The sequence below is a fragment of the Pedobacter africanus genome (assembly GCF_900176535.1).
GTDB lineage: Bacteria > Bacteroidota > Bacteroidia > Sphingobacteriales > Sphingobacteriaceae > Pedobacter > Pedobacter africanus.
The window spans coordinates 2,584,236-2,610,361 of sequence record NZ_FWXT01000001.1 but is presented as its reverse complement, the minus strand read 5'-3'; the positions used below and the strand labels follow the sequence as shown (position 1 = coordinate 2,610,361).

At 44.1% G+C, this 26,126-nt stretch carries 29 protein-coding genes; 15 read left to right on the top strand and 14 right to left on the bottom strand.

Annotated elements, in window-relative coordinates:
• Positions 1-18: 18 nt before the first annotated feature.
• On the top strand, positions 19-1,320 hold the full coding sequence (locus tag B9A91_RS10880) for a UDP-N-acetylmuramoyl-tripeptide--D-alanyl-D-alanine ligase (RefSeq protein WP_084238393.1): 1,302 nt from the start codon (positions 19-21) through the stop codon (positions 1,318-1,320).
• Here B9A91_RS10880 and B9A91_RS10875 read toward each other — a convergent pair.
• From B9A91_RS10875 to B9A91_RS10865, 3 genes are read right to left on the bottom strand one after another with little or no spacing between them, the layout of a single operon-like run.
• The gene (locus B9A91_RS10875) at positions 1,317-1,784 is read right to left on the bottom strand and encodes a gliding motility lipoprotein GldH (protein ID WP_084238392.1); all 468 of its coding nucleotides are present in this window, start codon (positions 1,782-1,784) and stop codon (positions 1,317-1,319) included. The genes B9A91_RS10880 and B9A91_RS10875 overlap by 4 nt on opposite strands.
• Positions 1,771-3,192 (bottom strand): PSP1 domain-containing protein, encoded by a 1,422-nt coding sequence (locus B9A91_RS10870; protein ID WP_200815631.1) that lies wholly within the window; start codon positions 3,190-3,192, stop codon positions 1,771-1,773. Before B9A91_RS10870 ends, B9A91_RS10875 begins: the two co-directional genes overlap by 14 nt.
• A 1-nt stretch (position 3,193) precedes the next feature.
• Positions 3,194-4,342, bottom strand: a complete 1,149-nt coding sequence (locus tag B9A91_RS10865; RefSeq protein ID WP_084238389.1) for a DNA polymerase III subunit — start codon at positions 4,340-4,342, stop codon at positions 3,194-3,196.
• Positions 4,343-4,562: 220 nt separating this feature from the next.
• Here B9A91_RS10865 and ruvX point away from each other — a divergent pair, with 220 nt between their 5' ends.
• The 9 genes from ruvX to B9A91_RS10820 all read left to right on the top strand — a co-directional run bounded on the left by ruvX (position 4,563) and on the right by B9A91_RS10820 (position 12,519).
• A complete protein-coding gene (gene ruvX / locus B9A91_RS10860; protein ID WP_084238387.1) occupies positions 4,563-4,979 on the top strand; it encodes a Holliday junction resolvase RuvX in 417 nt (138 codons plus the stop codon).
• 9 nt (positions 4,980-4,988) lie between these two features.
• A complete protein-coding gene (locus tag B9A91_RS10855; RefSeq protein WP_084238376.1) occupies positions 4,989-5,624 on the top strand; it encodes an O-methyltransferase in 636 nt (211 codons plus the stop codon).
• 3 nt (positions 5,625-5,627) lie between these two features.
• Positions 5,628-6,308, top strand: a complete 681-nt coding sequence (locus B9A91_RS10850; protein ID WP_084238366.1) for a glucosaminidase domain-containing protein — start codon at positions 5,628-5,630, stop codon at positions 6,306-6,308.
• Complete coding sequence (locus tag B9A91_RS10845) at positions 6,308-7,222, top strand: glucosaminidase domain-containing protein (protein WP_084238364.1); 915 nt, start codon at positions 6,308-6,310, stop codon at positions 7,220-7,222. The genes B9A91_RS10850 and B9A91_RS10845 overlap by 1 nt, the downstream gene beginning before the upstream one ends.
• Before the next feature lie 47 nt (positions 7,223-7,269).
• Complete coding sequence (locus B9A91_RS10840; RefSeq protein WP_084238354.1) at positions 7,270-8,022, top strand: hypothetical protein; 753 nt, start codon at positions 7,270-7,272, stop codon at positions 8,020-8,022.
• Positions 8,019-8,342, top strand: coding sequence for a hypothetical protein (locus tag B9A91_RS10835; protein ID WP_084238346.1), 324 nt, complete (start codon positions 8,019-8,021; stop codon positions 8,340-8,342). The genes B9A91_RS10840 and B9A91_RS10835 overlap by 4 nt, the downstream gene beginning before the upstream one ends.
• Before the next feature lie 81 nt (positions 8,343-8,423).
• Positions 8,424-9,461 (top strand): DUF3078 domain-containing protein, encoded by a 1,038-nt coding sequence (locus B9A91_RS10830; RefSeq protein WP_084238344.1) that lies wholly within the window; start codon positions 8,424-8,426, stop codon positions 9,459-9,461.
• An 84-nt stretch (positions 9,462-9,545) separates the two neighbouring features.
• Positions 9,546-10,886, top strand: a complete 1,341-nt coding sequence (gene ffh, locus B9A91_RS10825; protein ID WP_084238343.1) for a signal recognition particle protein — start codon at positions 9,546-9,548, stop codon at positions 10,884-10,886.
• 91 nt (positions 10,887-10,977) lie between these two features.
• Complete coding sequence (locus tag B9A91_RS10820) at positions 10,978-12,519, top strand: YifB family Mg chelatase-like AAA ATPase (protein ID WP_084238342.1); 1,542 nt, start codon at positions 10,978-10,980, stop codon at positions 12,517-12,519.
• A 4-nt stretch (positions 12,520-12,523) separates the two neighbouring features.
• Here B9A91_RS10820 and B9A91_RS10815 read toward each other — a convergent pair whose 3' ends face one another.
• The 5 genes from B9A91_RS10815 to B9A91_RS10795 all read right to left on the bottom strand — a co-directional run bounded on the left by B9A91_RS10815 (position 12,524) and on the right by B9A91_RS10795 (position 15,978).
• Positions 12,524-12,778, bottom strand: a complete 255-nt coding sequence (locus B9A91_RS10815; protein ID WP_084238341.1) for a hypothetical protein — start codon at positions 12,776-12,778, stop codon at positions 12,524-12,526.
• Between the two features lie 45 nt (positions 12,779-12,823).
• Positions 12,824-14,257 carry a COG3014 family protein gene (locus tag B9A91_RS10810; RefSeq protein ID WP_084238340.1) on the bottom strand — a complete coding sequence of 478 codons (1,434 nt, stop codon included), beginning with the start codon at positions 14,255-14,257 and terminating at the stop codon, positions 12,824-12,826.
• A 24-nt stretch (positions 14,258-14,281) separates the two neighbouring features.
• Complete coding sequence (locus B9A91_RS10805; RefSeq protein ID WP_084239677.1) at positions 14,282-14,875, bottom strand: penicillin-binding protein activator LpoB; 594 nt, start codon at positions 14,873-14,875, stop codon at positions 14,282-14,284.
• Positions 14,876-14,910: 35 nt separating this feature from the next.
• Entirely contained in the window at positions 14,911-15,309 is a 399-nt protein-coding gene (locus B9A91_RS10800; protein WP_084239676.1) for a hypothetical protein, read from the bottom strand.
• 69 nt (positions 15,310-15,378) lie between these two features.
• Positions 15,379-15,978, bottom strand: a complete 600-nt coding sequence (locus B9A91_RS10795; RefSeq protein WP_084238338.1) for a TlpA family protein disulfide reductase — start codon at positions 15,976-15,978, stop codon at positions 15,379-15,381.
• 181 nt (positions 15,979-16,159) lie between these two features.
• Between B9A91_RS10795 and B9A91_RS10790 the strand changes: the two genes are divergently transcribed.
• Genes B9A91_RS10790 through B9A91_RS10780 form a run of 3 tightly spaced genes read left to right on the top strand, consistent with a single transcriptional unit; the run spans position 16,160 to position 18,146 of the window.
• A complete protein-coding gene (locus B9A91_RS10790; RefSeq protein WP_084238337.1) occupies positions 16,160-17,029 on the top strand; it encodes a TraB/GumN family protein in 870 nt (289 codons plus the stop codon).
• 3 nt (positions 17,030-17,032) lie between these two features.
• Positions 17,033-17,536, top strand: a complete 504-nt coding sequence (locus B9A91_RS10785) for an RNA polymerase sigma factor (protein WP_084238336.1) — start codon at positions 17,033-17,035, stop codon at positions 17,534-17,536.
• Positions 17,526-18,146, top strand: coding sequence for a hypothetical protein (locus B9A91_RS10780; RefSeq protein ID WP_084238335.1), 621 nt, complete (start codon positions 17,526-17,528; stop codon positions 18,144-18,146). Before B9A91_RS10785 ends, B9A91_RS10780 begins: the two co-directional genes overlap by 11 nt.
• 13 nt (positions 18,147-18,159) lie before the next feature.
• On the opposite strand, the gene B9A91_RS10775 is transcribed toward B9A91_RS10780, so the two are convergent.
• The 3 genes from B9A91_RS10775 to B9A91_RS10765 form a co-directional block, all read right to left on the bottom strand.
• Positions 18,160-19,467, bottom strand: coding sequence for a hypothetical protein (locus tag B9A91_RS10775; protein WP_084238334.1), 1,308 nt, complete (start codon positions 19,465-19,467; stop codon positions 18,160-18,162).
• Positions 19,464-20,054, bottom strand: a complete 591-nt coding sequence (locus tag B9A91_RS10770; protein ID WP_084238333.1) for an RNA polymerase sigma factor — start codon at positions 20,052-20,054, stop codon at positions 19,464-19,466. The genes B9A91_RS10775 and B9A91_RS10770 overlap by 4 nt, the downstream gene beginning before the upstream one ends.
• Positions 20,055-20,170: 116 nt before the next feature.
• Positions 20,171-20,884 carry a DUF4397 domain-containing protein gene (locus tag B9A91_RS10765; RefSeq protein WP_084238332.1) on the bottom strand — a complete coding sequence of 238 codons (714 nt, stop codon included), beginning with the start codon at positions 20,882-20,884 and terminating at the stop codon, positions 20,171-20,173.
• Between the two features lie 245 nt (positions 20,885-21,129).
• On the opposite strand from B9A91_RS10765, the gene B9A91_RS10760 reads away from it, so the two are divergent.
• On the top strand, positions 21,130-21,594 hold the full coding sequence (locus B9A91_RS10760) for a pyrophosphohydrolase domain-containing protein (protein ID WP_084238331.1): 465 nt from the start codon (positions 21,130-21,132) through the stop codon (positions 21,592-21,594).
• 146 nt (positions 21,595-21,740) lie between these two features.
• Entirely contained in the window at positions 21,741-22,334 is a 594-nt protein-coding gene (locus B9A91_RS10755) for a helix-turn-helix domain-containing protein (protein ID WP_084238330.1), read from the top strand.
• Positions 22,335-22,381: 47 nt separating this feature from the next.
• Here the strand turns inward: B9A91_RS10755 and B9A91_RS10750 are convergent, their stop codons facing one another.
• The 3 genes from B9A91_RS10750 to B9A91_RS10740 are packed head-to-tail and all read right to left on the bottom strand — an operon-like array spanning position 22,382 to position 26,125.
• Positions 22,382-23,623, bottom strand: a complete 1,242-nt coding sequence (locus tag B9A91_RS10750) for an amidohydrolase family protein (protein WP_084238329.1) — start codon at positions 23,621-23,623, stop codon at positions 22,382-22,384.
• Between the two features lie 6 nt (positions 23,624-23,629).
• Complete coding sequence (locus B9A91_RS10745) at positions 23,630-24,730, bottom strand: AhpC/TSA family protein (protein ID WP_084238328.1); 1,101 nt, start codon at positions 24,728-24,730, stop codon at positions 23,630-23,632.
• On the bottom strand, positions 24,731-26,125 hold the full coding sequence (locus B9A91_RS10740) for a RagB/SusD family nutrient uptake outer membrane protein (RefSeq protein ID WP_159451683.1): 1,395 nt from the start codon (positions 26,123-26,125) through the stop codon (positions 24,731-24,733).
• Position 26,126: the final 1 nt, after the last annotated feature.

The window sequence follows — 26,126 nt, the reverse complement described above, 5'->3', positions numbered from 1 at the left end:
TTGCATTAATTTTAGCATATGACCAGCACCGGCTCCTTATACCAGCATTACCTCAAACATAGAACGATATGTACAGATACAAGGAATATTGTAGCGGGCTGTATTTTCTTTGCCCTTAAGGGTGAAAAATTTGATGCCAATACCTTTGCAGAACAGGCATTGGGATTGGGGGCTGCATATGTGGTTATCGACAATAAAGATTACCAGGTTAACGACCGCTGCATGCTGGTGGCAGATGTGCTCAGCGCGCTGCAGGACCTGGCCAGACATCACCGTGCCCAACTTGATATTCCGGTAGTGGGTTTAACCGGCAGCAATGGCAAAACGACTACCAAAGAGCTGATCAATACAGTACTTTCGCGCAAATACAAAACATTTGCAACCAGGGGCAACCTGAACAACCATATCGGTGTTCCGCTTTCTGTGCTGTCACTAGGTCCCGAAATAGAAATGGCCGTCATAGAAATGGGGGCCAACCATCAAAAGGAAATAGCGTTTCTTTGCAGTATTGCACAGCCCACACATGGTCTTATTACCAATGTAGGCCTGGCCCATTTAGATGGATTTGGTGGATTTGAGGGTGTAAAAAAAGGAAAAGCAGAATTATATGCCTACCTCAAAACGCATCATGGCTTCGCCTTCATCAACAGGAACAATCCTTATCTATTGGAGATGAGCGAAAAAGCCGGACTAAATAAAGTGGTTTATTACGGTACGGAAGCCAGCAACACCATCTCCGGAAAGCTGTTGAAAGCCGATCCGCTTATTGAACTCAATTGGGGAAATAAATCAGGTACATTTCATACAAACGTTCAGCTTACCGGCGCGTATAATTTCGAGAACATCCTTGCCGCCATTTGCATCGGACAGTTCTTTGAACTGAGCCCTGAACAGATCAACACAGGCCTTTCGGGCTACTCACCCAACAACAACCGCTCTCAGATCAGCAAAACAGCGCACAATACCGTAATCTGCGACTTTTACAATGCCAATCCCAGCAGCATGTCAGCAGCGTTAAACAACATTGCTCAATTGAGCGGCGAAAATAAAGCCATTATCATAGGAGACATGTTTGAACTGGGGCAGGAATCTGCAGTACAGCACCAGAACATTGTGGAACAGGCAGAAAAGCTAAAGGTGGATACCCTGATCTTTATTGGAAAAGATTTCCATACTGCAAAAGGAAACCACACAGGACAATTCTTTGAAAGCCCGGCCGAAGCCGCTGAATTTTTAAAGCACAATCCCATAAAAAACAGCTTGGTATTGTTAAAAGGATCGAGAGGAATGGCCCTTGAACAGCTCCTTCCCTTACTTTAATTTACGGAGACGACTTTAATGCCCACGTCGCTTATTTCTTTAAGCGGGTTATCGCGCATATTCTGTTCCAGCTCCAGCTCGTATTTACCCGGAGCGGGGAATTTAAAATTGGTCAGCAAAGGGAAAGTATAAGTATACAGATTTCCTGAACCTGAACCATTCCACTGCCCGTCGGCCTGCGCCAGTTTAAACTCATACCTTCTGTTACGCTTCTTTTGGACGCTTTTAACGTTAAAAAGCACAAAGATGTTGGCATAGCGGTAATCTGCAGTATGTCGCAGCTTAAAATAGATGTTAAACGGTTTACTGATGTCCTTAATGTCAACCACCACCTTTACTTTATTGGCATAACTCCAGTTGCGCGAAGGCATGGTCTGATTGGTGTCAGCAATATTATTGGTGTCGCAGCTACTAAAGGTAACCAGCAGTGCAACGAATAAGAGTAAAATTTTACTGCGGTTCATCTTTAGGCTTGTCCGTTGGCTTTTTTCTGCGATTGTTCCTGTTACGGTTGTTTCTGTTGCCCGATGGTTTTACTTCTCCTGCTTGCTGCGACCCCGCCGCCTGCTGTTGGGGCGCTTTAGGCTTAGGCTGACCTTGCTGCGGACCAGGAGTATTTTCTTTTTTCCCTTCAGGCCTGTTTTTTCCCTGCTGCGGAGGCTTTTGCTGCCTTTCAGACCGGTCACGTTCTCCACGATCTGAACGCTCTCCACGCTCGCCGTTGTTGCGGTTGCGGCTGTTGTTCCTGTTTTTATTGCCTTTGTTGCGTGGCTTATCATCCAGGCGGGTCAAACTATCCTGGCCAACCACATTTTCGTAATCCGGTATTTTATCCAGCACCGCCGTGCTAACCAAGGCAACAGCTTCCTCTTTAAGGTTAACTGGCTTCTGGCCTCTTTTGTTCATGGCCATGATCTCTTTCACACGGTCCACTTTCAGGGGAATCCAGTCTTCCGTATTCGGATAGGCAAACCACATCAGTTTTTTAAAAATATCGGTTTTCTGGTGCCTGGCCACACCGATTTCTGTCTGTAAGCTGTCTACGCGGTCTGGAATATCTTTCAGCGCATCAAGATAGGTATCCAACTCATAATTTAAACAGCATTTCAGCTTACCGCACTGACCGGCAAGCTTCAGGGTGTTCAAGGAAAGGTTCTGGTATCTGGCCGCGGCAGTTGATACGGTTTTAAAATTGGTAAGCCAGGTAGAGCAGCACAACTCCCGTCCGCACGAGCCAATTCCGCCCAAACGTCCGGCTTCCTGGCGCATACCAATCTGGCGCATTTCAATCCTGATCCTGAAGGTCTCGGCCATTTTCTTGATCAGTTCCCGGAAATCGACACGGCCTTCGGCGGTATAAAAGAAAGTTGCTTTCGTTTTATCTCCCTGGTAATCCACGTCGCTGATCTTCATAGACAAGCGCAGGTCGAGGGCCAGGGTACGGGCTTTGTGCATCGTTTCCCACTCCATGGATTTTGCAACTTTCCACTTCTCTACATCCGCTTCCGTAGCCTTTCTGTAAATTTTTCGGGTAACCTGGTCCAGCGTAGTCTTTCGACGTTTCATTTGCATTCTCACCAGCTCTCCGGTAAGTGAAACATGGCCAATATCGTAACCACCTGTAGGGCCTTCAACCGCTACAAGTTCGCCAATTTCAAGATAAATGTTATCGTTATTCACAAAGAATTCCTTCCTTGCTCCTTTAAATTTAACTTCAATTACCTGAAAAGGCTTATAATTTGAGGGCATGTCCAAATTTGACAGCCAATCGTAAACTTCCATTTTTCCGCATCCACCAGTAAGGCAAGAGCCATTACTTTTGCAGCCTGCGGGGGCACAACCGCCACCGGTAGAACAACTTCCACATCCCATACTAATTGTATATATATTGAGTCCCTTTCGGGAGCGTTTTAAACTTAATTATTTTTACCAATTGTAAAGATACATCTAAAAACAGAATTTTCGGGTTCGCATTTCTTTCAATATGATAATGTGCCTGTTCCAGCTCTGAAATAATGGCATCTGCCATGTTCAGGTCCAGCACATGCGTTGCCAGTTTTTTAGCGGTTTCCAATACCCGGGGCGGCAGTTTTACCAGCGCTTCAGCTCCGCTAAGCAGCAGGCTGCATTCCCTTAAAAAGCTGATCCCGTATTTTAAAAAATTCTTTTGGTTTTCTCTTCCCCATCCCGCAATCTGCTCTACGAAACCGGTCAAATCCAAAACCCTGTTCCCATAGCCCATGCGCAGCCACTCGGCAAACTTATCTGCATTTTCGTTTTGCGTATTGGAAACCAGCGATTTTGCTTCAATCAGGTTTCCATCTGCCAGAAAACTATATTCTGTAGCCTGATTTTCCGGCAACCCATGGCCTTCCATGAGGTAATTTTCTACAATGGCGTAGGAAAGCTTTGGTATTTTCACAATCTGCGTACGCGAAAGCAAGGTAGAAAGAATTTGCTCCTGGTTATTGGCCACCAGAATGAATAGGGTATTCTGAGGTGGCTCTTCAATGATTTTAAGTAAAGCGTTGCCCTCCTTATCCAGGTATTCGGGCAGCCACATGATCAGTACTTTTGTCTTGGCTTCAAAAGCTTTGTAGCTTAATTTCTTAATGATGTCATGACATTCAGCAATATTGATATTGGCCTGTTTATTTTCGGCACTCAATTTTGAACGCCAGATGTCTATATCAAAATAAGGATCTGCAAGCAGCATGCTGCGCCACTCTTCCAGCACATCAACAGCAACCCTTACATCTTTTGAAGCGAAAAAGGGATAAGAGAAATGCAGATCGGGATGAATATACCTTTCGTATTTACGGCAGGAAGAACATTCTCCGCAGCTGTCGTCGGCTTTTTTGTCGAGGCAGTTGATGTATTGTGCATAGGCAATGGCCAGAGGCAACGCCCCGCTGCCGTCGCAGGACAAAAACAACTGGGCGTGACTAATCCTGTTCTCGGCAACTGTCTGTATCAATTGCTGCTTTATATTCTCCTGACCGATGATCTCTTTAAATTGCATTTGGTGCAAAATAGTAAAATTTTAACACTTGCCTGTAAGCCCCCTTAAACTTGACAGGAACAGGACAACCTGCTACCTGCTCAAGGTTTGCTTCGGGACTGGTTTGAGGCTGCCTGGGACAAAGCACCTCTTTTCCCAACAAAACCCGAAGCAAACCTTGAGCAGCCCTTGATTTGTCCAATAGCTGGTCCCTTTTTGGAATTTACTTATCTTTGCCCTTATGCCAAGGATTATTGCCTTTGATTATGGGACCAAGCGTATCGGGATCGCTGTTACAGATCCCCTGCAGATTATTGCAACCGGATTAGACACCATACACCCGAAAGATATTATCGAATATTTAAAAAAATACCTTTCTAAGGAGCCCGTTGAGGCCTTTGTTTTTGGCGACCCCAAACAAATGGACGGTTCGCCCTCCGAATCGGCACAGCACGTAAAGGGCTTTGCAAAAACCCTGAAAAAAACCTTTCCCGATATTCCACAGCACTGGATAGATGAACGTTTTACCTCCAAAATGGCACATCAGACCATTCTGCAAAGCGGATTAAAAAAACAGGACAGGAGGAACAAAGAAAGGGTTGACACGATATCGGCCATCCTGATCCTGCAATATTTTATGGAACAACCCCGTTTATAGCATTCGAAGATGAGTTTAATTAATGAAGACATGCAGCAGCTGCTGCTCAATTATTGCGAGCCTGAAAGCGAATTGCTGCAAAAGATAGACCGGGAAACCAACCTGAAAGTTCTGATGCCCAGAATGCTTTCCGGACACTACCAGGGCCGGGTACTGAGCATGCTCAGTAAGCTGACCAGCCCCAACAGGATCCTGGAGGTAGGCACATTTACCGGCTATGCTACCCTCTGCCTGGCAGAAGGCTTAACCGGGAACGGCATTATTTACACCCTGGATATCAACGAAGAACTGGAAGAAATGGTACGACGTAGTTTTGAAGCTTCCCCATACCATTCCAGAATAAATTACATCCTGGGGGATGCGACAGAAACCATTCATTCCCTTGATGAAATCTTTGATCTTGTTTTTATTGATGCCGATAAAAAAAACAACGGCACATACTACGACCTGATCTTCGACAGGGTACGGCCGGGCGGGCTCATCATTGTTGATAATGTGCTGTGGAGTGGAAAAGTACTCAGCAGCAGCCCAGACAAAGACACTAAAAATATCACTACATTTAACGATAAAATAGCGGCAGACAGCCGGGTAGAGAAACTTATCCTCCCGGTGAGAGATGGTCTGTTTGTCATCAGAAAAAAATAAAGTATGCTTAAAACAGTATTTTATACCTGGCTAAGTTTTACCCTGTTCACTTTCCATGCTGACGCACAAACTACTGACGATTACATCAGCACCTATGCTGAAACCGCCCAAATGCTGATGCGCGAATACAAAATCCCGGCAAGTGTTATCCTGGCTGTGGCCATTCATGAATCGGCCTCAGGAACCAGCAAAATTGCCCGCTACCTGAACAATCATTTTGGCATAAAGGGCCCCAACAGCAATAACGAGATCCGCTCTTCCTATAAAGATTATCCCACGGTAGCCGAGTCGTACGGTCATTTTCTTGAATTTCTGAAAAGCAGGGTTTCCTTTAGCAAGCTATTTGATAAATATAACCAGTACGATTATAAAAACTGGGCAAGGGGCATTCAGCGGGGAGGATACGCCCGCAGCAGGACCTGGGCAGCACAAATCATTGACATCATCAGGAAAAACGACCTTTACCAATATGATGAAAGACCGGATGATTATGTAGAGCCTACTGCGCCTGTAGCCAAAGCAAGCCCCAGACGCAAAAGCAGCAGCTTAACAACCTATACGGTTAAACGGGGCGACAACCTGCATAACATTGCCAGGGTGCGCCACACTACACCGGCAATGATAATGAAAAAGAACGGTCTAAAGAGTCCGGCAATTAAGCCCGGGCAAAAACTAAAATTATAATGAACAAAAAACTATTTGTCCTGGCCCTTGCAGTTGTTTTTCTGAGTGCCTGCAAAACAAAAAAATACAGCCGGAACAATAAACAGATTGAAAAGGCAGCCAATAAGGCAAACCCGGACGCCAAATCATTCACCACCCTAAGCTATATCGAGCAGTTTAAAGGCGTAGCAATCGAAGAGATGAACCGATACGGCATACCTGCCAGCATTACCCTGGCACAAGGCATCATCGAATCGGGAAGCGGAAACAGCAGTCTGGCCAAATATGCCAACAACCATTTTGGCATTAAATGTACCTCCGAATGGAAGGGAAAAGCCTATTACAAGGATGATGACCAGGCGAACGACTGCTTCAGGGTTTATAAAGACGCGCGGGAATCTTACAAAGACCATTCAGAGTTCCTGAAAAGAAAGCGCTACAGCTTTTTATTTGAGCTGGATAAAAACGATTATAAGAACTGGGCCTACGGCTTAAAGCAAGCCGGCTATGCCACTAACCCTAAATATCCGGACCTGCTGATCAATGTGATAGACAAATATCAATTGTACCAGTACGATCAGCCCGAATCCGAGAAAGACAAACTGAAGCGCGAGGACAAGGTCTTTTCCGAGATCAATGCCAACATCCCCAATGAGAAAAAGAAATTCACTCCGGTTGACACCCCTCCGTCAAAACAGGTGATCAAAACCCCGGACACTTTAAGAATATCCGCCCCTGTAGCAGCCGACACAGCCGGCGCGGCACAACCGGATATAGCGCCTGTATTTAAACCGGCATCCTATACCGTAAAACAAGGGGATACCCTTTATGGCATTTCCAAAAAGTTCAAAATCAGCATTGACGATCTGAAATCCTTAAACAACCTTACAGATACAGGGATTAAAATCGGCCAAAAACTGATCTTAGTTAAATAATGTTAATATTATTACACAGATATCGTTATCTTGTAATTTTGTTTTAAATGAAGTTTTTAGGTCTCCTGCTTATTTTTTACGGTTTAGCTTTTAAAGTTTTTGCACAGCAAACTCTGGTGCAGGGCTTTGTGGTAGACAAGGATTCCAGGCAACGGCTGGCCAAAGTTTATGTTTATAACCCGGCCAACGACGAAGGAATTTACAATAACCCTAAAGGGGAATTTGGCATTAAGGCCAAAGCGGGGGACACCTTATTTGCCGTTTTGCAGGGCTATGCCCCGGATACCCTGGTGGTAAAAAACCAGAAAGCTGTTTATTTCCAGCTAAAATCACTGGGGATCCCCTTAAGGGAGGTTTCTATTGTGGGCAATAAGTATACCCCAATGCAGCGGCACGAGCAAACGCTTAAGGAGTATAAATATGCGCTGGACAAGGGAAAAGCGAAAGATCTGCTTAACCTGGGCCTTGGAGGTGCCGGTCTGGGAATTGATGCCATATATAACCTGCTGAGCCGGGAGGGAAAAAATGCACGGCATTTACAAAAAATACTGGAGCGCGACTATAAGGAAGCAATTGTCGATTACCGCTTCACACCAGATTACGTAAAAAGGATTTTAAGAATCAGTGATTTTGAACTCACAGACTTTATGCAGCAATACCGCCCTTCTTACCAGTTTGTACTGGGCGCTTCCGATTATGCCTTTGTAGTTTACCTGCAAAACAGTTACACCAGTTATAAGCGGAACCCATCGGCCTTCAGGCTGCCGGCACTGCCAAAGATCAAAGTTGAAGAGTTTTGAGGCCCTGGTTCATCATCGTACCCAAAATACCGGCCAATGCCATGGCCCTTTTTCCATTTATCCTGTTAAAGAACAAAGGCCAGAAAGCCGATCCGGTTTTGATCAACCATGAACGCATACATCTGAGGCAGCAACTGGAATTGCTGGTTTTCCCTTTTTACCTGCTGTACCTGTTCAATTACCTTGTTAACCTGATCAGGTATAAAAACCATTACCTGGCCTATTTTAATATCGTTTTTGAAAAAGAGGCCTATGCCTGCGACCATAAGCCGCTTTACCTCAGGAACAGGCCGTTCTTTGCCTGGTTAAAATATTGCTAAAGCATGTTTCTGGCATCCCCCGATCCAATTAGTTTGCTATTAAACTTTTAATCAAGCACTTTTTTGTTTTTCTTTGTAGCAATGAAGATTTTTTATGCCTATTTACTGTTCGTTTTTATGGGTATCACCAGCCTGCGCGCGCAGGAGGTTGACACCATCCCTATCAACACCAAAGGTCTTGACATTAAGTTAAAACGCAGTCCGCTACCTTCAAGAACCGGAACCATTCCGTTTAAGCCCGTTGAATTGAACCCTGTTGTAGTAGATGCACGGGTAAATTACTGGAAAACCAGGACTTCAGTGGGGATCAATGTAAACCAGGCTACATTTTCCAACAACTGGAAAGGTGGTGGGGTAAACTCACTGGCAGTAGGAGGTTTGGTAAATTATAAAGCCGAATACGCTAAAGAAAGCTATAGTTATATTAGCGAGGTGGTCCTGGAATATGGTAAGGTAAAAAATAAGGACCAGTTGCAGAAAAAGACCCGAGATCGTATTTTCTGGGATAATAAAGCAGCCTTACAATTGTCTAAAAATTGGTATTTTTTTGGATCGGTGAGCTTTGAGTCGCAGTTCGATGCAGGTTATTCCTATAGCAAAACCAGTGATGGCAGAGAGTTCCCCAACCTCATTTCCAGGTTCATGGCGCCCGGCTATCTGACTGAGTCCTTCGGTTTTGAATATAAACCTAATAAATTCTTTTCTACCCGGATTGGTACAGGAAGTGCGCGACAAACCTTCGTTCTGGATACTGCCGTTTACATTACCCAAGATCCCAATGACCCGGATAACCCGGCAAAAAATAAACGGGCCGCCACCAAATACGGAGTCGATTTCAACAAAAAGTTCAAAAATGAGCTGGCTTTTCAGATTGTAAGCAATTTTGAAAAAGAGGTACTGACCAATACCATGCTTAAGGCCAGGTACCAGATGTTCATACCATACGACAGGGCGCTGGCACATGTAGATCACCGCCTGGATGTTTCTGTAACCTCCAAATTAAACCGGCTGATGAATGTTTCGCTGACCTGTGTAGGCTTATTTGACAAAGACAACGATACCAAGATACAGGCCAGCCAGGCCCTTGCGCTTGGTGTAATGTTTGTTTTCCCCCGCTAATACTTTTATTATTAGCCAATCTTTTCCTCCAAAATTAATTACCTTTGGGGCTACAAAAAATTGAACACTAAGCATTAAAGAAAAATGTTTGAAAATTTACAGGATAAGCTAGACCGCGCATTTAAAGTTTTAAAAGGACAAGGAAGCATTACAGAGATCAATGTGGCCGAGACCATGAAAGAAATCCGTAAGGCTTTACTGGATGCCGATGTAAATTACAAGACAGCCAAAAGCTTTACCGACGAGGTAAAAGAAAAAGCGATTGGCCTGAACGTACTTACAGCTGTTTCTCCGGGTCAATTGCTAACCAAAGTAATGAACGATGAGCTTACCGCCTTAATGGGTGGGGAGGTTACAGAACTTGACCTGAAAGCAAATCCTACCATTATTTTGATAGCAGGTTTGAACGGTGCGGGTAAAACTACATTTACCGGAAAACTGGCCAACTTCCTGAAAAGCAAAGGAAAGAAACCCCTGTTGGTTGCAGGCGATGTTTACCGTCCGGCAGCGGTTGACCAGCTTCAGATCCTGGGCGAGCAGATCGGCGTTCCTGTATATGCCAATACCACGTCCAAAGACCCGGTGGGCATTGCGATGGAAGGCATTGCCGAGGGTAAAAAACAAAACAATAACGTAATTATTATAGATACAGCTGGCCGTTTAGCAGTAGACGAGCAAATGATGGACGAGATTGCCGCTGTAAAAGAAAGCACAAAGCCACACGAAATTTTGTTCGTAGTGGATGCCATGACCGGACAAGACGCTGTAAATACTGCCAAAGCGTTTAACGACCGTCTGGACTTTACCGGGGTAGTGCTTACCAAACTGGATGGCGATACCCGTGGTGGTGCTGCTCTTTCCATTAAATCTGTGGTAAACAAACCCATCAAGTTCATTGGTACCGGTGAAAAAATGGAGGCCCTTGACGTATTCTATCCTGACAGGATGGCTTCACGTATTCTGGGCATGGGTGACGTAGTTTCCCTTGTTGAACGTGCCCAACAGCAGTTTGATGAGAAAGAGGCTGCCGAACTTCAGAAAAAAATCCGTAAAAACAAATTTGACTTCAACGACTTCTACAACCAGATCCAGCAGATCAAAAAAATGGGTAACATGAAAGACCTGATGGGTATGATCCCTGGAGTAGGAAAGATGATGAAGAATGTGGACATAGAAGATGATGCCTTTAAAAATGTAGAAGCCATTATCCAGTCGATGACCAAATACGAACGTGAAAATCCGGACAGCATTCAGCAAAGCCGCCGACTGCGTATTGCCAAAGGCTCTGGCAATAAGGTAGAAGATGTGACCAAACTGATCAAACAGTTCGAGGACATGCGTAAGGTAATGAAGCAATTCTCTAATCCGGCCACCGCAGCCAGGATGATGAAAAACATGCCTAAAATGCCGCAGGGAAGAATGTAATTCATTTCTGGAAAAATAATCTGGCTTTTTTGACTACCATAAGATGAAATCCGTATAGATTCACAACAGTGATTTATACGGATTTCATCTTATGCTGATAAAAACATACGGAAGCGCCGTTTTTGGCGTAAACGCTTTAACCATTACCATCGAAGTAAGCATAGGCGGCGGCAATAGGTACCATATTGTGGGCCTGCCCGATAATGCCATTAAAGAAAGTTTAAGAAGGATTGAGAGTGCCATCCAATCGGCAGGGCTAAAAATGCCCCGGCAAAAAATCGTCATCAACCTTGCTCCGGCCGACATCCGAAAGGAGGGTTCGGCCTATGATCTGCCTATTGCCATCGCCATTCTGGCTGCCTCAGCGCAGCTGGAAAGTACTGCAGAAACAGACAAATACTTTATCATGGGAGAGCTGTCGCTCGACGGCAGTCTGCAGCCCATAAAAGGGGCCCTGCCCATTTCCATACAGGCCAGATCGGCAGGCTTCAAAGGCTTTATACTGCCGGTCTCCAACTCAAGGGAAGCGGCGATTGTGGGAGATCTGCTGGTGTATGGTATGCGTAACCTGGCAGAGGTGGTAGCCTTCTTTAACGGAACCGCAGAGCCGGAACCGGTTGTTGTAAACACGAGAGACGAGTTCTTTAATCATGTAAGCAGCTATGAACAGGATTTTTCGGATGTAAAAGGCCAGGAGAACATCAAACGGGCACTGGAGATCGCAGCAGCAGGCGGACATAACCTGATCCTGATCGGCCCGCCCGGAGCGGGAAAAACCATGCTGGCCAAAAGGCTTCCCACAATACTGCCTCCTTTAAACCTGCAGGAGGCTCTGGAAACTACAAAAATACATTCGGTAGCGGGAAAACTGGGTGCTGCAGAATCGCTCATGACAGAAAGGCCTTACCGCAGTCCGCACCACACCATTTCCGACATGGCCCTGGTAGGTGGGGGTGCCAACCCGCAGGCGGGGGAAATTTCCCTTGCCCATAATGGGGTGCTTTTTTTAGACGAACTGCCCGAATTTAAACGCAGTGTACTGGAGGTGATGCGACAACCTTTGGAAGACAGGAAAGTAACCATATCCCGGGCGCGACTGAGTGTCGAATATCCGGCCAGTTTTATGCTCATTGCCTCTATGAACCCCTGCCCTTGTGGTTTCTATAACCATCCGGAGAAAACGTGCATCTGCGGACCAGGACAGGTGCAGAAGTACATGAGTAAAATTTCCGGTCCTTTGTTAGACCGCATCGATCTGCATGTGGAAGTAACCCCGGTGAATTTTAACGAACTGACATCGCAGGTACAGGCAGAAAAAAGTTCGGTGATCAGGAACAGGGTCATCCGCGCACGCACGATACAGGATGCCAGGTTTAAGGCCAACAACAACCTGCATTATAATGCACAGATGGCTCCCAGGGCAGTTAGAGAAATCTGTAAAATAGACGAGGCAGGAAAGGCCCTGATCAGACAGGCCATGGAAAAGCTTGGGCTTTCGGCCCGCGCTTACGACCGGATCTTAAAAGTGGCCAGAACCATTGCCGACCTGGCAGAAAGCAAAGAGATTAAACTGGAGCACCTGGCCGAAGCCATTCATTACCGGAGCTTAGACCGCGACAGCTGGACAGCTTAATCTTCTATATGCTCAAATTGTCGTCGTCGTCCTCATCAGGCACATAAGCCACAATTTCCCGGCCTATGGCGTTGATCTCTTCATCTGGCTCAAACAACGGCAAAGCCGTTTCCGGGTCTAGTTTTAACCATTGCTCTTCGGTGTCTTTTTGGATCTGGACATATTCTTTGCCGTTTTTAAAGATCACATAGGTATCATTTCCTTCCGGGAACACTGCATAGGCGTCTGGTCCGATATTGATGTCAAAGGGTTGTTGCATACTGTGTGGGTACTATTTGTTAAAATCAACGCAAGTTGGCAATAATTAGCGTAAAGTAGAATAATTATAGAACTGAAGTTTCCCCGTACCGTTCACCTCTATCGTTTTTGTTTCATCAGCTCCTCCGGCATTCTTTAAGCTAAGGGTAATGGTATTAGGTCCTTTTTTCAGGGGTATGCGGGTATAGCTGATCTGGGCCGGCAGTGATTGCCAGTTGCGGGTATCGGCCTTTTCTGAAAGCAGGCTGTACAACTGCATCCCTATACCCAGGCCTTCCAGCAGAGAATTGTCCTTACCATCTTTCCCATTGCCCTTGGCGCTTTGCCTTAAGACGTATTCAGCACTTTTTTTAACCGCAAGGCGGGTTAAAACCTTACCCATCTCTTTCATGAAACGCTGCTCCAGGGTTTTAAATGCCAGCTCATTGATATCTTCTGCTTTTTCAAATGAAAAAGTTTGCTGCCCATTGGCCAGTGTGGCACCGCTGTAATAAGGGGTCTGTGCTACATATTTTGGATAAGTAGCGCGCAGGCTTTCTACACCATTCAGGCTGAAATTGCTGTTGCTGTAAGCATGGTTAAAAGGAATCACAATCGTTCCGCCCAGGTTGGTGAAAAACAGGTCGCCATTGCTGCCTTTAATCAGTGAAAAAAACAACTCCTCCTGCTTCTTTACGGGAGCCAGCCCATTTTCCCAGAAGAAGATCAGTGCGCCACCTTCAGGCTCGTTCTTCTGCTCATATTTCATTCCAAACAGCTCTTCAAAACGGCTTAGCTCGGCAGTGAAACCATTTTTATCGGCCATCCGCAGCACATCCTGTTTCAATTCCAAAGGCATTTTTACGCCGTAATAGGTTTGATCCTTACTTTTCAGGTAAACTTCGGCGGCATTTCTGTAAGCAATAAAAGCATTGTTTACATCACCGTCCCGCTCGTAAATAAGTCCCTGAAGCATTAAAGAGAACGCGTCTTTTGAGTATCGGCTGTCTTTATCATTGAACTTATCGCCCTGTTCCTGCGATTGCAGACTGATGCGCCTTGCTTCTACAATGGCATCTTCAGTCTGGTTCAGATACACGTAATTCAAGGCCTTATAATAATGGATCATAAATTTCTCAAAATCTTCTCCTTTATAGCTCTGCGTCATAGGGTTCACCAAGGTCCCAACCACTGCATCCATGGCCCCGCCCATACCGTTTTCCAGCAGCTGATCAGCCTCATTGAAATAACGGTTACTGTTCTCATAATCGCCAGCCAGGTGGCCTATTTTGCCTTTCTCCATTAAAAAAAGCAATTTGTTACGTGGCTTTTGCAGCAGTTTGTTCTTCTCCAGTTCTTTCTGCGCGTCCGTGTAGTTACCAGATGATACCTGCTTGTAGTAAGAGGCGATCATGTCATTGTAACTGGCACAGCCGAAAAGAAAAAGCATCATCCCTAAAAGGAATGATGCTTTAAAAATATTCCTGCGGATATTTGTCATATTGTTTTAGCGGGCTGCTGCCGACTAATTCTTAACGTATTTAGCGATCTTCTTATCACCAATCCATACCACCTCGTTGGTCTGAATATCGGTAAGCTCCAGGTTTACCTGATAATAAACCACTTTCTTGCGTTTATGAGAATCTACAATAGAATTGATAGAGCCCTGAAGAATGTAATCTGCACCATTTTCCAGGCCAAATTTTTTCATGGTAGATACCGATGCATTGTCCTGCTGATCTGCTTTCTCTGCACGTAGCTCCTCTCTTTTTTTACCGCCCTGCACCAAACGTACACGTTCACTTTTTATAAAAGACTGTTCTACATCTTTAACAAAGGTTTCGGCATCAATATGTTCGTGGCTTTTATTTTTTACCACACCAACAACCACGACCGGTCTTTTGCCTTGTTTCTCTTCCAGATGTGTTGATAACCACTTGCCGCCTAAAACAGTCTGGGTCATTTCCTCTGCAACCAGCCTGGAATCGGTATTGTTCCAGTTACCGCTTACGTCGATTGCCTGATCGGTATTTACACGTGTAACTTGCCTGGAGCATGATGCGATCATCATTCCGGAAACGGCAATAGCCGCTATGGTCATTAACTTTTTAAATTGCATTTTATTGAATATAAGGTTTCTACTCGTTTTATTTTTTACCATCCAAACCAGGGTCTGCTGTTGCCCCAGCTATAGCCGATATGTCCGCCATAACCAAATCCTCTGCCAAAACCGTAATGCCCATAGCTTATGGAAGGATAATAATAAGGACTGCCGTAATAGTAGCCGTTGTTGAGGTTAAGCTGATAATTTCTTTCCCTTCTCAGCTTACGGCGCTCCTCACGGGCTTCATACCAGTCGTAAGCCTTATAAGTTTGCTGAACGGTTGTGCCTTGCGTTCTGTTTAGAGAATCGGCCTGCTCTATATACTTGGCGCGACTTTCCTGGTACCTTGGGTTCTGATCCTTAACGGGATCATTTTTTTGTGCATAGCCGCCTGATGAATACGCCAATGCCGCTACACAAGTCCATACAAAAATCCAATTCGTTTTCATTTGTATAATTTTAATTGATGGATGCAGCATGAATCATAACGCATCCGTACATAAGACGAGCAAACCGCCTTAAATGTTACTGGCTTTTAATTTTTTAATAAAATCTATAAATTTTTCACTGCCGTAGTTTGCTGCCCCGGCTTCGTTATAGGCCAGGCGTCCTTTTTTATCGAAAACTACGGTACTGGGTAATGACCCTTTAAAGATGACTTCGGGGATATTGCTGGCGACGTTGTATACCGGAAGCTTATAGCCCTTTCTGTCCATATACTGCTGTGCCTTTTTAAAATCACTGTCGGCATCCACCAGTATAAAAACCACATCCCTATCGTCAACAAATTGATTGTACAATTTATTTACAGAAGGCATTTCCGCCAGGCAGGGCGGGCACCAGGTGGCCCAAAAGTTCAAAAAAATTACTTTCCCCTTCAGGCTTCCTAAGTCCAGTTCCCTGCCAGATGCATCTTTAAACCTGATCCCCGAAAGGTCGGCCGGACTGAGCGCTTCTGCTGGCTTCAGCGAACTTTCCTTCACATCTGCGCTAAAAAGTCCAATCTCCATTAGCCCCCTGATCATTAGCGCTTTTGCCGCCGGAACGAAGATCAGCACCAGGAAAAACGCTATAAAAACAGCATTTATGATATTCTTTTTGTTCAATATCTTCTTCATCGGCAAACGTATTTACGTAAAAATAGAGATTAATACTTCCACCCGTACAAACGCGTTTGTCTTTTGACATTCCCTTGTTGAAGCTCCCTTAAAGCAAGGAAAAATAAAATTTAAAATTTTCTGTAACGAAATAAGCAGGTCAAATACTTACTGTATGTAAAAACACTAAAACCATTTTATCATGAAAATAACCAACTTATTCACAGCCGCACTTTGCACCACGCTCTTATTAACAGGAGCGGCCAAGGCACAGTCAAAAAATAACGGGAATTCCTTGCTTTGGGAGGTCAGCGGAAAAGGCCTGGCTAAGCCATCCTACATTTTTGGCACCATACATATGATGTGCCCGGCCGATTTTAACATTGCTGATAAAACAAAAAAAGCATTCGGCACGGCCGAGGAGCTGATAATGGAGGTGAACTTCACGGATCCGGCAGAAATGGCCGAACTCCAGAAAACGATGATGTCTCCAGTACCGCTGAGCAAAAAGCTAAGCCCCGTTCAATTCAGGCTACTCGATTCTGTATTGACCTTAAAAACAGGTGCCAGCCTGAAATCAATGGAGCAGTTCAGCATGACTACCATTTCCAGTTTTGCCATTGCCAAAACACTGCCATGTACCGAAATAAAGTCTTATGAGCTGGAATTTGCTAGTTTTGCAAAAACGCAGAACAAACCAATTGGCGCATTGGAAACCGTAAAACAACAAAGCGAATATTTCGAAAAAGCCTTTTCAGATCAGGTGATCATTGATCAGATCCTTAGCTTTGATGATTATAAAGCGGTATTTACCGAAATGATTGATGCCTATAAAAAAGAAGACCTGAAAAGGTTGTATGCTGTACTGAACGATAAGAGATTTGGCAACACCGACGAAAGCAATAAATGGATGCTGGAAGTTAGAAATACCAGCTGGGCAAAACAAATGCCTGTAATGATGAAGAACAAAAGCTGCTTTTTTGCCGTAGGATCAGGTCATTTAGGTGGCAAGGGAGGCATTTTACAATTGTTAAAAGACCAGGGCTATACCCTTAAACCAATACTAAAGTAAGGTTTGAAAACAAGAGAAAAAGAATTCCTGGAACAGGTGGAAGCCCACAAGGGGATCATCCATAAGATATCCAGGATGTATGCAGATGATGAGGACGACCAGAAAGACCTTTTTCAGGAAATCATCTGCCAGCTGTGGAAATCTTATGATTCGTTTAACCGTCAAAGCAAGTTTTCATCCTGGATGTATAGGGTGGCGTTAAATACCGCAATCGTTTACTTCAAAAAACACAAAAGAAAAGAAGATGCCTATGCCATCATTGCCCGGGAAATAGAAATGCCATCAGAAGATGCTGAAACAAAAGAGTTACAGCTGGCGCATTTTTACAAAGCATTGCAGCAACTGGACAAGATCGAAAAAGCCCTGATGTTTTATTACCTCGAAGATTATTCACACAAGGAAATCGGAGAAAATATGGGGATCAGCGAAGGAAATGCACGGGTAAAATTAAACAGGGCAAAAAACAAATTAAAAGAACTTATAAAAAAACAAGGATATGAATTTTGAGGATATGAAATCGGCCTGGAAAAAAGACTCAGGAGCAAACATACAGGTACCCAATAAAATTGAAGAGATTAAGCGGGCAGAACTGCCCCTGGACAAGATCAGGAAAAACATGCGTTATGAATTTATTGCACAGCTGATCGCAGTAATTGTCATCGCTTTTGTACCGCAGCTTTACCAACTTAAGCCGGCACTGCTGTTACCTTTCAACGCCATATACATTTTGTTTGTAATTACCTGTGTTTACTTTTTTACACGCTTTTATGTTTTTTATAAACGTGCAGGCGCTGCCTCCCTAAGCACTAAAGATGCTTTGTATGAAGTTCATTACGACATCAAACTGAATATGGAGCTTTATAAAATGTTCTGCTATATGCTGTTCCCTTTCCTTTACCTGATGCTGGGCCTGCTTCTGGTTAACAATAAATATGAGCTTATGGTCCGGTTCCTGCAATCTGATTTCTCACACAGCAGTTTTTACATCTATTTCGGCCTTAGTGTGGTCATTATTTACATCATACTGCACTTTTCAGCCGTATACTGGCTTAAAGCCTATTATCAGAAGTACGCAACAGAAATAGAGAACGTACTGAAATCACTCAAAGAAGACTAAGTGCTTGTGTGCATTAAAAATCAAATTTCAACCTTATACCTGTACCAATAAGGTACAGGTTTTCTTTTGAGAATTCCTTCATAGGCAGTTTCATAAAGGGTTCCACAGAAAAGGACTGCTTCTCAGAAACGCTTTGTTTATAACCAAAAGAGATGTTGTAAAAGCCCAGGTATTTATTATTCCTGATCTCCCCGGTTGGAACCGGTTCTGAAACGCTCCTTTGACTGAACACCGCGTTAAAGCCCGGCTGGCTTACATCGGCAGAAGCGAGGGTCTCTACTGATCCCTGCAGGTAATTATTGCGCTGTTTCTGGTTTAAGATAGCAAAGGCCGAAACCCCAAAATTGGTATACAGTTTCCTGGTAAAGTGGTATTTGATCTCTAAAGGAATATCAAGCCCTACAAGACTCGCATCAACAGACTGAAGGTTTTTGGTTTCAGCAACCATAGCCATACTCGTGGAGGGGTTGTTTAACATGCCTTCTCTTCCACTGGTCATGTCTTTTGTAGCACCCATCTCACTATAGGACACGCCCGAACCGATGGAAACTTTGTCGGACAAAGCATAAGCCATGCTTACACCATAGCCCATATTCAATTTTTTGCTGTTCCCAATGGAAGGTGCCACCATAACCCCCATTTCCCATTTGTCGCTCTTTTTAGCAACTGCTTTTGTCTGGGCCAGTTGTGGGTTCGCTTTTACTTCCGCTTCCAGAAACTCCTGGAAACTCCGGGGCTTATCGGCTTTGGGGGGAGTTTTTGCAATAAGCCCGGAATCAACAGGATTTGGTTTTTTTACAGGCAGCGCAGCAACAAGTGCTTCTGTTTTAACGGCTTCATCAATTGGTTTTACGGGAATATCTTCAGCTTTTTTCACCGAAGGCAGCTGCGAGGCAACAATTAAAGGGCTGTTCGGTACATTGTTATTTTGACGTTGTGCAACCACGGCCTTGTTTTCCGCTATCGGAGTATTGAGTTTTTCAGTTATTGCTTTAGCCGCACCGCTTGTCGGGTCTGCGGTTATTTCTTGCCCTGAAGGCGTTTGCTCCTGTATCTTTTGAGGCTGACCCGCTTTGGTTTGCGCCTGTTGCGGGATTTCATTTACAGGATTTTTGCGACTATTTGTAAAGAACAAAGCAAATCCAATAAGCAATACCGCGGCGGCACTGCTCAGGCTGAGCAGCCAAAGCAACCTCCGTCCTTTACGCACTCCTCCCTCTCTCTTCTCAAAGCGCTCCCATGCCCCCTGGGCATAGGCCTCCTCGTGCCCGGTTAAACTTTCCCTAATATGAGCTAACAGCTCGTCTTCAGCTGGTTTCATATCTTTCGGGTTTGAATTGTTGTTTGTTCATATGCATTCGTCAGCGAGTTTTTATACAGTTCCCGCAACTTGTTCTTTGCTCTTGTAAGATAAACCCTGCAAGAGTTTTCAGGGATATTCAGCATCTTTGAAATCTCTTCGTGCGAAAAGCCTTCAATTTCATACATGTTAAAAATCAGTTTATGTGTTTCGGGCAATCCATTGAGCAAACGCATAATGTCCTGCACATTTAACCGCGAAACCGCAGTCAGCTCAGTTACCGGCTGCTGTTCCTCCACAATATCATCAACATATAAAAAAGTCCTTTTACCTCTTAAAAAATCTATCGCTGTACGGGACGAGATCCTGGCAATCCATCCCTTAAAAGCTTTCTGCAGCTGGTCGTCGTACCGGGGAGCGCTGAACTGCCCTATACTCTTAAATATTTTTATAAAACTATCATTTACAAGCTCTTCTGCATCATTTCTATCATCAACATACCGCAAAACTACGCCCATTAAATACCCATAGAAAGATTTATAGACCATTTCTTTACTCTTACTGTCATTCCTTAAACACCCCGCTATTGCGTCCTCAAATCTGAGCATTCTTTCCTGGTACAATTAAGGGTTTGGGTTATACGTTGTCCATCAATATACAATTGTTTTTAAACAAGAGGATGTCCTATACTATTGCATAGAACATCCTCAAATATAAGCAGATATTATTTGTGTGTGTAAATTGCAGCACCTAGTTTTAAGCTGTCGATGGTTGCCGTTTGAATTCCTTTGGCGTAGATCGTATAGATTTTTCCTTTTTCAATCTTCACATTAGGAACCGTTGCTTTAACTGTTGCCGTGGTACCTTCCTTGATGTTAAAGGTTACACTTTCACCGGGATCAACCGCAGCAAAAGTAGTATACTCGTAAAAAGCCTTGCTGGTAAAGAGGTTGGTTTCTTTACCCTGAATACCCAGGCTCAGTGCACCTCCGTCTTTACTTAAGTTGATGAAACGAACTTTTGCTTTGTCGGCCTCAGGAGCGCTCAGGTCGTCCTCGGTTAAAAGGAATTTCTTTGTATTGGTAGAAAGTGTATCCAGTACAAATACAGAGTAGCCTACACCAGATTGCAGGTTAAAGTTTTCAGACATCAACAGTTTATTTCCGTTTCTTTTGGTTACCCCTAACCTTCTGGTGCCAGGAAACAGGTTTAAATAATCAATTTTACTATTGTATTTCAATGGGTTGCGATCATTTACCCGGGTCTGATCGATGATAAAGTCTAAAGACATGGTATCAGGAAAAGCCATGATAACAGAAAGGCCTGCAACCTGCTGAGGCTCTATTCTGTCTTTTGAACAGGCAGCAAACACTACCGAAAGGGCTATTGCTGCAACAAATGTTTTAAATATCGTTTTGAATTTACTTGAGTTTTTCATTATCGTGTCTTTTGTGTAAAAGCCTGTTGATAGCTGATTGTAACTATCAAAGTCAGGGCTTGTATATTTTAGTTCAATTAAATAAGGGGTTAACGGCCATTAACTCTTTTTTGTTGCTAAAACGAGCGTGATCTCAAAAACGCTACAGTACATGCTATATTTTTTTAGACATCCTCAATTTTCCAGAAAAATATAGTTTAGTTTTGCATTGAAACAATTGTAAATTAATCCGCAATTTTAAACCTATGCAAGAGTCCAATTCATTAAACCAGGTAGCAGAATTTCACAAAACATTTAAACATCCGATTAAGGAAACGCCGGGCATCCCTTCAAGGGAAAGGGCAAACCTGAGGGTTTCGTTACTGGCAGAAGAACTGCAGGAATTAAAGCAGGCCATTGAAGCCAATAATTTTGTTGAAGTAGCCGATGCACTTTGCGATTTGCAGTATGTGCTGTCTGGTGCCATCCTGGAATTTGGGCTTGGAGAAAAGTTCAAACAGCTATTTGATGAGGTGCACCGTTCAAATATGAGCAAGGCCTGCAAATCGGTCGAAGAAGCCAATGAAACCATACAGCATTACCGGAAAAACCACCAGTGCGATGCCTATCATAAAGAAGAAGATTCCCTGTTCCTGGTATATCGTTCCAACGATGACAAGACCTTAAAATCCATCAACTACTCGCCTGCCGACTTACAAAGCATGCTTTAATGGATTTGTTTTTGAGCGCCCGGCTGACGGAAAAACCGGTTTTAACAGAGCTTAGACAAGGATGCCGTAAGAATGCCGCAAACATGCCGACAAGAAAAATGAGGACTTCATTTTAGTTTTGCCCTGAAAACAGAAAAAGACAAAAAATGAAAAACACTGAACTTACCAGAAAACTCAAAGAGCTGCGCGGCCGCAAAGGTATGAGCCAGGAAGAACTTGCTGAAGCCTCTGGCTTAAACCTGAGAACAATTCAACGGATAGAAAACGGGGAGACGGAGGCTCGTGGCGATAGCATGAAAAGATTGGCCAGGGCACTGAACGTTACGCCCGATGAACTGATTGACTGGGCAGAAGAAGAAGATAGGGGATTTCTTGCTTTCTTGAATTTATCTGCCCTGAGTTTTCTTGCGTTTCCTTTGCTGGGGATCATCATTCCACTGGCACTATGGTTCATGAAGAAAGACAAGATTAAAAACCTGAACCACACAGGAAAAAAGCTAATTAATTTTCAGATTACCTGGTGTATGGCCTTTTTTGGAATTTTCGTGTTTCTATTCTTGGGCTCGGTGATGCATCTTGGTTTACCTTTTTCTATGTTAAATCTGGGTGGGATAGAGCTCATCATATTGTTTGTCCCATTACTTTATGGATTAAACATCCTGTTGGTTATCATCAACGCGGTTAGAAGTTATAACAACCAAAAGGTTTATTATAAACCCGCCATTCCTTTTTTAAGATAGAGGGGTTAACGAATTTATCAGCAGAAAGGCGGGCTATAACCCGCCTTTCACATTATGCCTCGCTTAAAAACGATCTCCGGATGAAAGAGATGCTCTACATCGTTCAGCGGATCTTGTCTCAAAACCAGCAAATCAGCTCTTTTTCCGGACCGGATTACTCCCCGATCGTTTAAGCCGGTTACCTGTGCTCCATTCAATGTTGCACATTGTATAACTTCCAGGCTGTTCATTCCACATTTGGAAGCCAGCAATTTCACTTCCTGCATTAATGCAACATCTTCGTTTTTAGTAGGATATATCCAGTCCGTTCCCGAAACAATTTTTACACCCAGCTGGTTTGCCCTTCGTGTAATGATTGCAGCATTAACCATTTTATTGTTTTCGGCATGAAAGACCGTTGCATCCAGGTATATGTTCCGCTCTTTCATCGCTAGCAACAGCCTGTCCAGGATTGCTGTATCGGCTTTTAGCCCTTTATACAATTGCGCCCAAGCCCTTCCTATTTCAATCGTATCGCCTTTTAGCTGTTCAAATACGAGATCATTGGCATGCGACATGCTATTCACCCCTGCAAGGGCTACATCAATAGGCTTTGAAGGAAAAATAGCACCATGGGCCCAGGCCATCAGGCCTTGCTTGTGGGCCTCCCTGGTTATTTCAGCGATCAGTTCTCTGCTCAGGCTGGCATAAATCTTTATCCCTGTAACACCAGCCTTTTTGGCTTCCATTATTGCTTGTTTAACTTCCTTTTTATTGCTGATGGCCCTGTACCAGGCAGTTGTTCCCTGGCCTTTACGGTCTTTTGAGCCACGGGCTATCATTTCAAAATAAGATGGCCCTGCAAACTGAGCGGCGTAAAATATATCGGGTCCTGGTATTTTTCCGCTTGTCACAGCTGTTTTGTATTCGGCAAGAAAAGGAGCGTATCCGGCCATATCCCTTACTGTAGTAATGCCATGTCGGAGCAGGTTTTCTGCAATGCTGTCGCGGGTTAACGATGCTTTCTTCCAATCGTCGAGATTGCCTGTCCCCAGATGTACGTGGGCATCAATAAGTCCGGGTACAATAAATTTACCCTTGCAGTCTATTAACTCAGCTCCGGCATCTGCCTTCCCCGATTCTCCCTTAAAAACAGCTTTAATAATTCCATCTTTAATAAACACTGATCCCTGGTAAGGTTTTACACTGCCATCCCCGTCAATAATTGTTGCGTCTTTTAGTAATATTGCGCGCTGCGCAAATGCGCTCCCCTGCAGGCACAGCAGGAGTAAAATAATCTTGATTCTCATGGTATTTTAGTTCAGGTTTTGTTCCAGTATCGCTTCCAGCTCTTTTTCGGAAATGTTTTGGGCGATCACCTTACCCGATTTGTCGAGCACAAAAACGGTAGGCAGACTGGTGACACTGTATTTTTTTGCAACGGGACAGTCCTTGATTCCAGTTAGCCCCGATACCTGTATCCAGGGCAGGGCATCCTTCTTAACCGCGGCATCCCACAAATCCTTTTTATCGTCCATAGAAATGGAGACCATATCAAAACCTTTGTTTTTATACTTTTCGTAAATCGGTTTTATTTTCTGGTTTGCCGCACGGCAGGGCGTACACCAGGAGGCCCAGAAATCGACCACCACATATTTACCTTTTAAGGCAGATAAAGTGACTGGTTTGCCGTTATGGTCTGGCAGGGTAAAATCTGGTGCCGGCTGGCCTACTAGGAATTCCGTCTTCTTTTTCTCATAAAGTTCGAGTAATCTGGTGTAGACATCAGAATAAGCCAGTTCGGGCGAAAAAAGCGCCTTTATTTCCTGAAGCTGCTTAAAGTTCATGACTTCGAAATGCGGCCGCATCATGTGCAGCATGGCCAGAGAGGCTGGGTATCTGCGGATATATTTATAGTCAATGGCCGCCTTTTTTTCATTGAGCATCCCCATTTCTTCTCCTTCCTTAATGCGCTCTTCTTTGCCCAGGTTACTGTATTTGCGTCCCAGTTCCTGCAATTGTGCCTGCAGACTGGCGGTTTCGGCTTCATAAGCGCGCTGTATGCCCATCTCTTTACCCCCGCTAACGCTGTCCTTATTCTTCCAGTCGGGCTGCATGAGTATGGTGTAATTCTCATTCTCCAGGAAGAAAGATACCGACTTGCGGATTTTTTTAATTTGAATGGATACAGAAAGGGGGTGCTTTACGGCTCCTTTAAAACTAAACGCCCCATTAACTACCGCAGCACTGTCCAGCAGTTTCCTGCCTTTGTCAAAATTGTACAGGTAGGCCGTTGATGGCTGGGTTAATCCAGCCATCTGTCCTTTTATCTCGTAATTATGCTGCGCAAAAGCAGCATTTCCCAGCAGCAGGGCAGAAACTATCCCCGCAGCTTTCATGATATTTAAAATCCTCATCTATCTTGGGTTAGGAAGAATCCCCGGGTTTAACAACATTACTTTAGGTGGGATTTGCTGCACAAATACTGGTGACCCTGGTTCCAGTTTATAAGTACCTCCTGTATTTGCACGGGTATAGGCTTTTCTGAACCTTGGGTCACTGTCCAGGCGCCTCATGTCGAACCACCTGAGCCCCTTGCCAAACAGTTCTCTTCTCCGCTCATCAATAACAAGTTTGAGGGCATCATCAGCAGTTGCTGCAGTTAAATCTGCATAATCAGCAGGCTTAAACCTTTTCTTTCTAAGGGTATTGAGCTGCAGCAATGCGGGTGCTATTTGCCCAGAGCGGGCTTCCGCTTCGGCAACGATCAGCATCATCTCGGGAACGGCGATATTATAACTCAGATCAAATCTCAGGTAAATCGCATAAAGTTCTGTAGTTGGTTTTCCGTTAGATTCCAGGTTTGAAAAATTAAATACATAACGCAAATCTTTAGTGCCCAAAACACTCAGAAAATCGGGAGAGACACATAAGCCGGTCAGGATAGATCCGAAACTTGTTGCTTTGTAAGAGATCATCTCCGGATGAAGATAATCAACAGGCCGGTTGTTGACACCTGCTGCTGATGGTTTTAAAGGGTCTTTAAAGCTAAGCGTATTGTAATCAAAAAGTGTGTTTTTTAATTGCAGCGCTTCAGCTGCATATTTTTTTGCCTCCGGATAATTATCCATGCTTTGGTAAACTCTGGCTAGTAATGCCAACGCTGCAGTTTTATCATTACGGTATACATTCTTTGCCGCAGCCGGAAGCTGGTCCTTTGCTTTTAAAAGATCCTGAAGGATCAACTGATAAACTTCGGCAACTGTAGCTCGTGAAGGCTTAGCTTCAAGGTCAGGAATGGTTATCAAGGGTATGCCTAAATCCGTAGCAGCAGTATTTGCGTCATAGTCTTTTCCATAGGTATTAATCAGGCACCAGTAAGCGTAGGCCCTGTTAAAAAAAGCGTCACCCAAAACCTGTGTCCTTTGTAATTCGGTCCCATCGGTAAGCTTTTCTACATCCTGAATAATGATGTTTGCATTGTAAATGTTATTGTACATAGGATCCCAGGCTCCATCTGTTTCTGTTTCGACGTAGAGCTCTGGAGCCCATTGATAAGCTTTAGTAGTATTTTGGGTAAGTGAAGTTGAAATCCTTGCATCGCTCAGATAGATGTTATCCGATAACCGTTCCAACACTGCATTTCCATTACTAGAATACGAGGGGTTAGATGCGAGTTCTTCATAGTCCTTAATATATTTGGGGATGAATTTACCTTTTGGGGTTACATCCAGGAACTTCTGGCAACCGGAAGTTGCAATTGCTGCAATCCACAAAAGACTGAATATTTTAATATTTTTTGAAAATCTCATT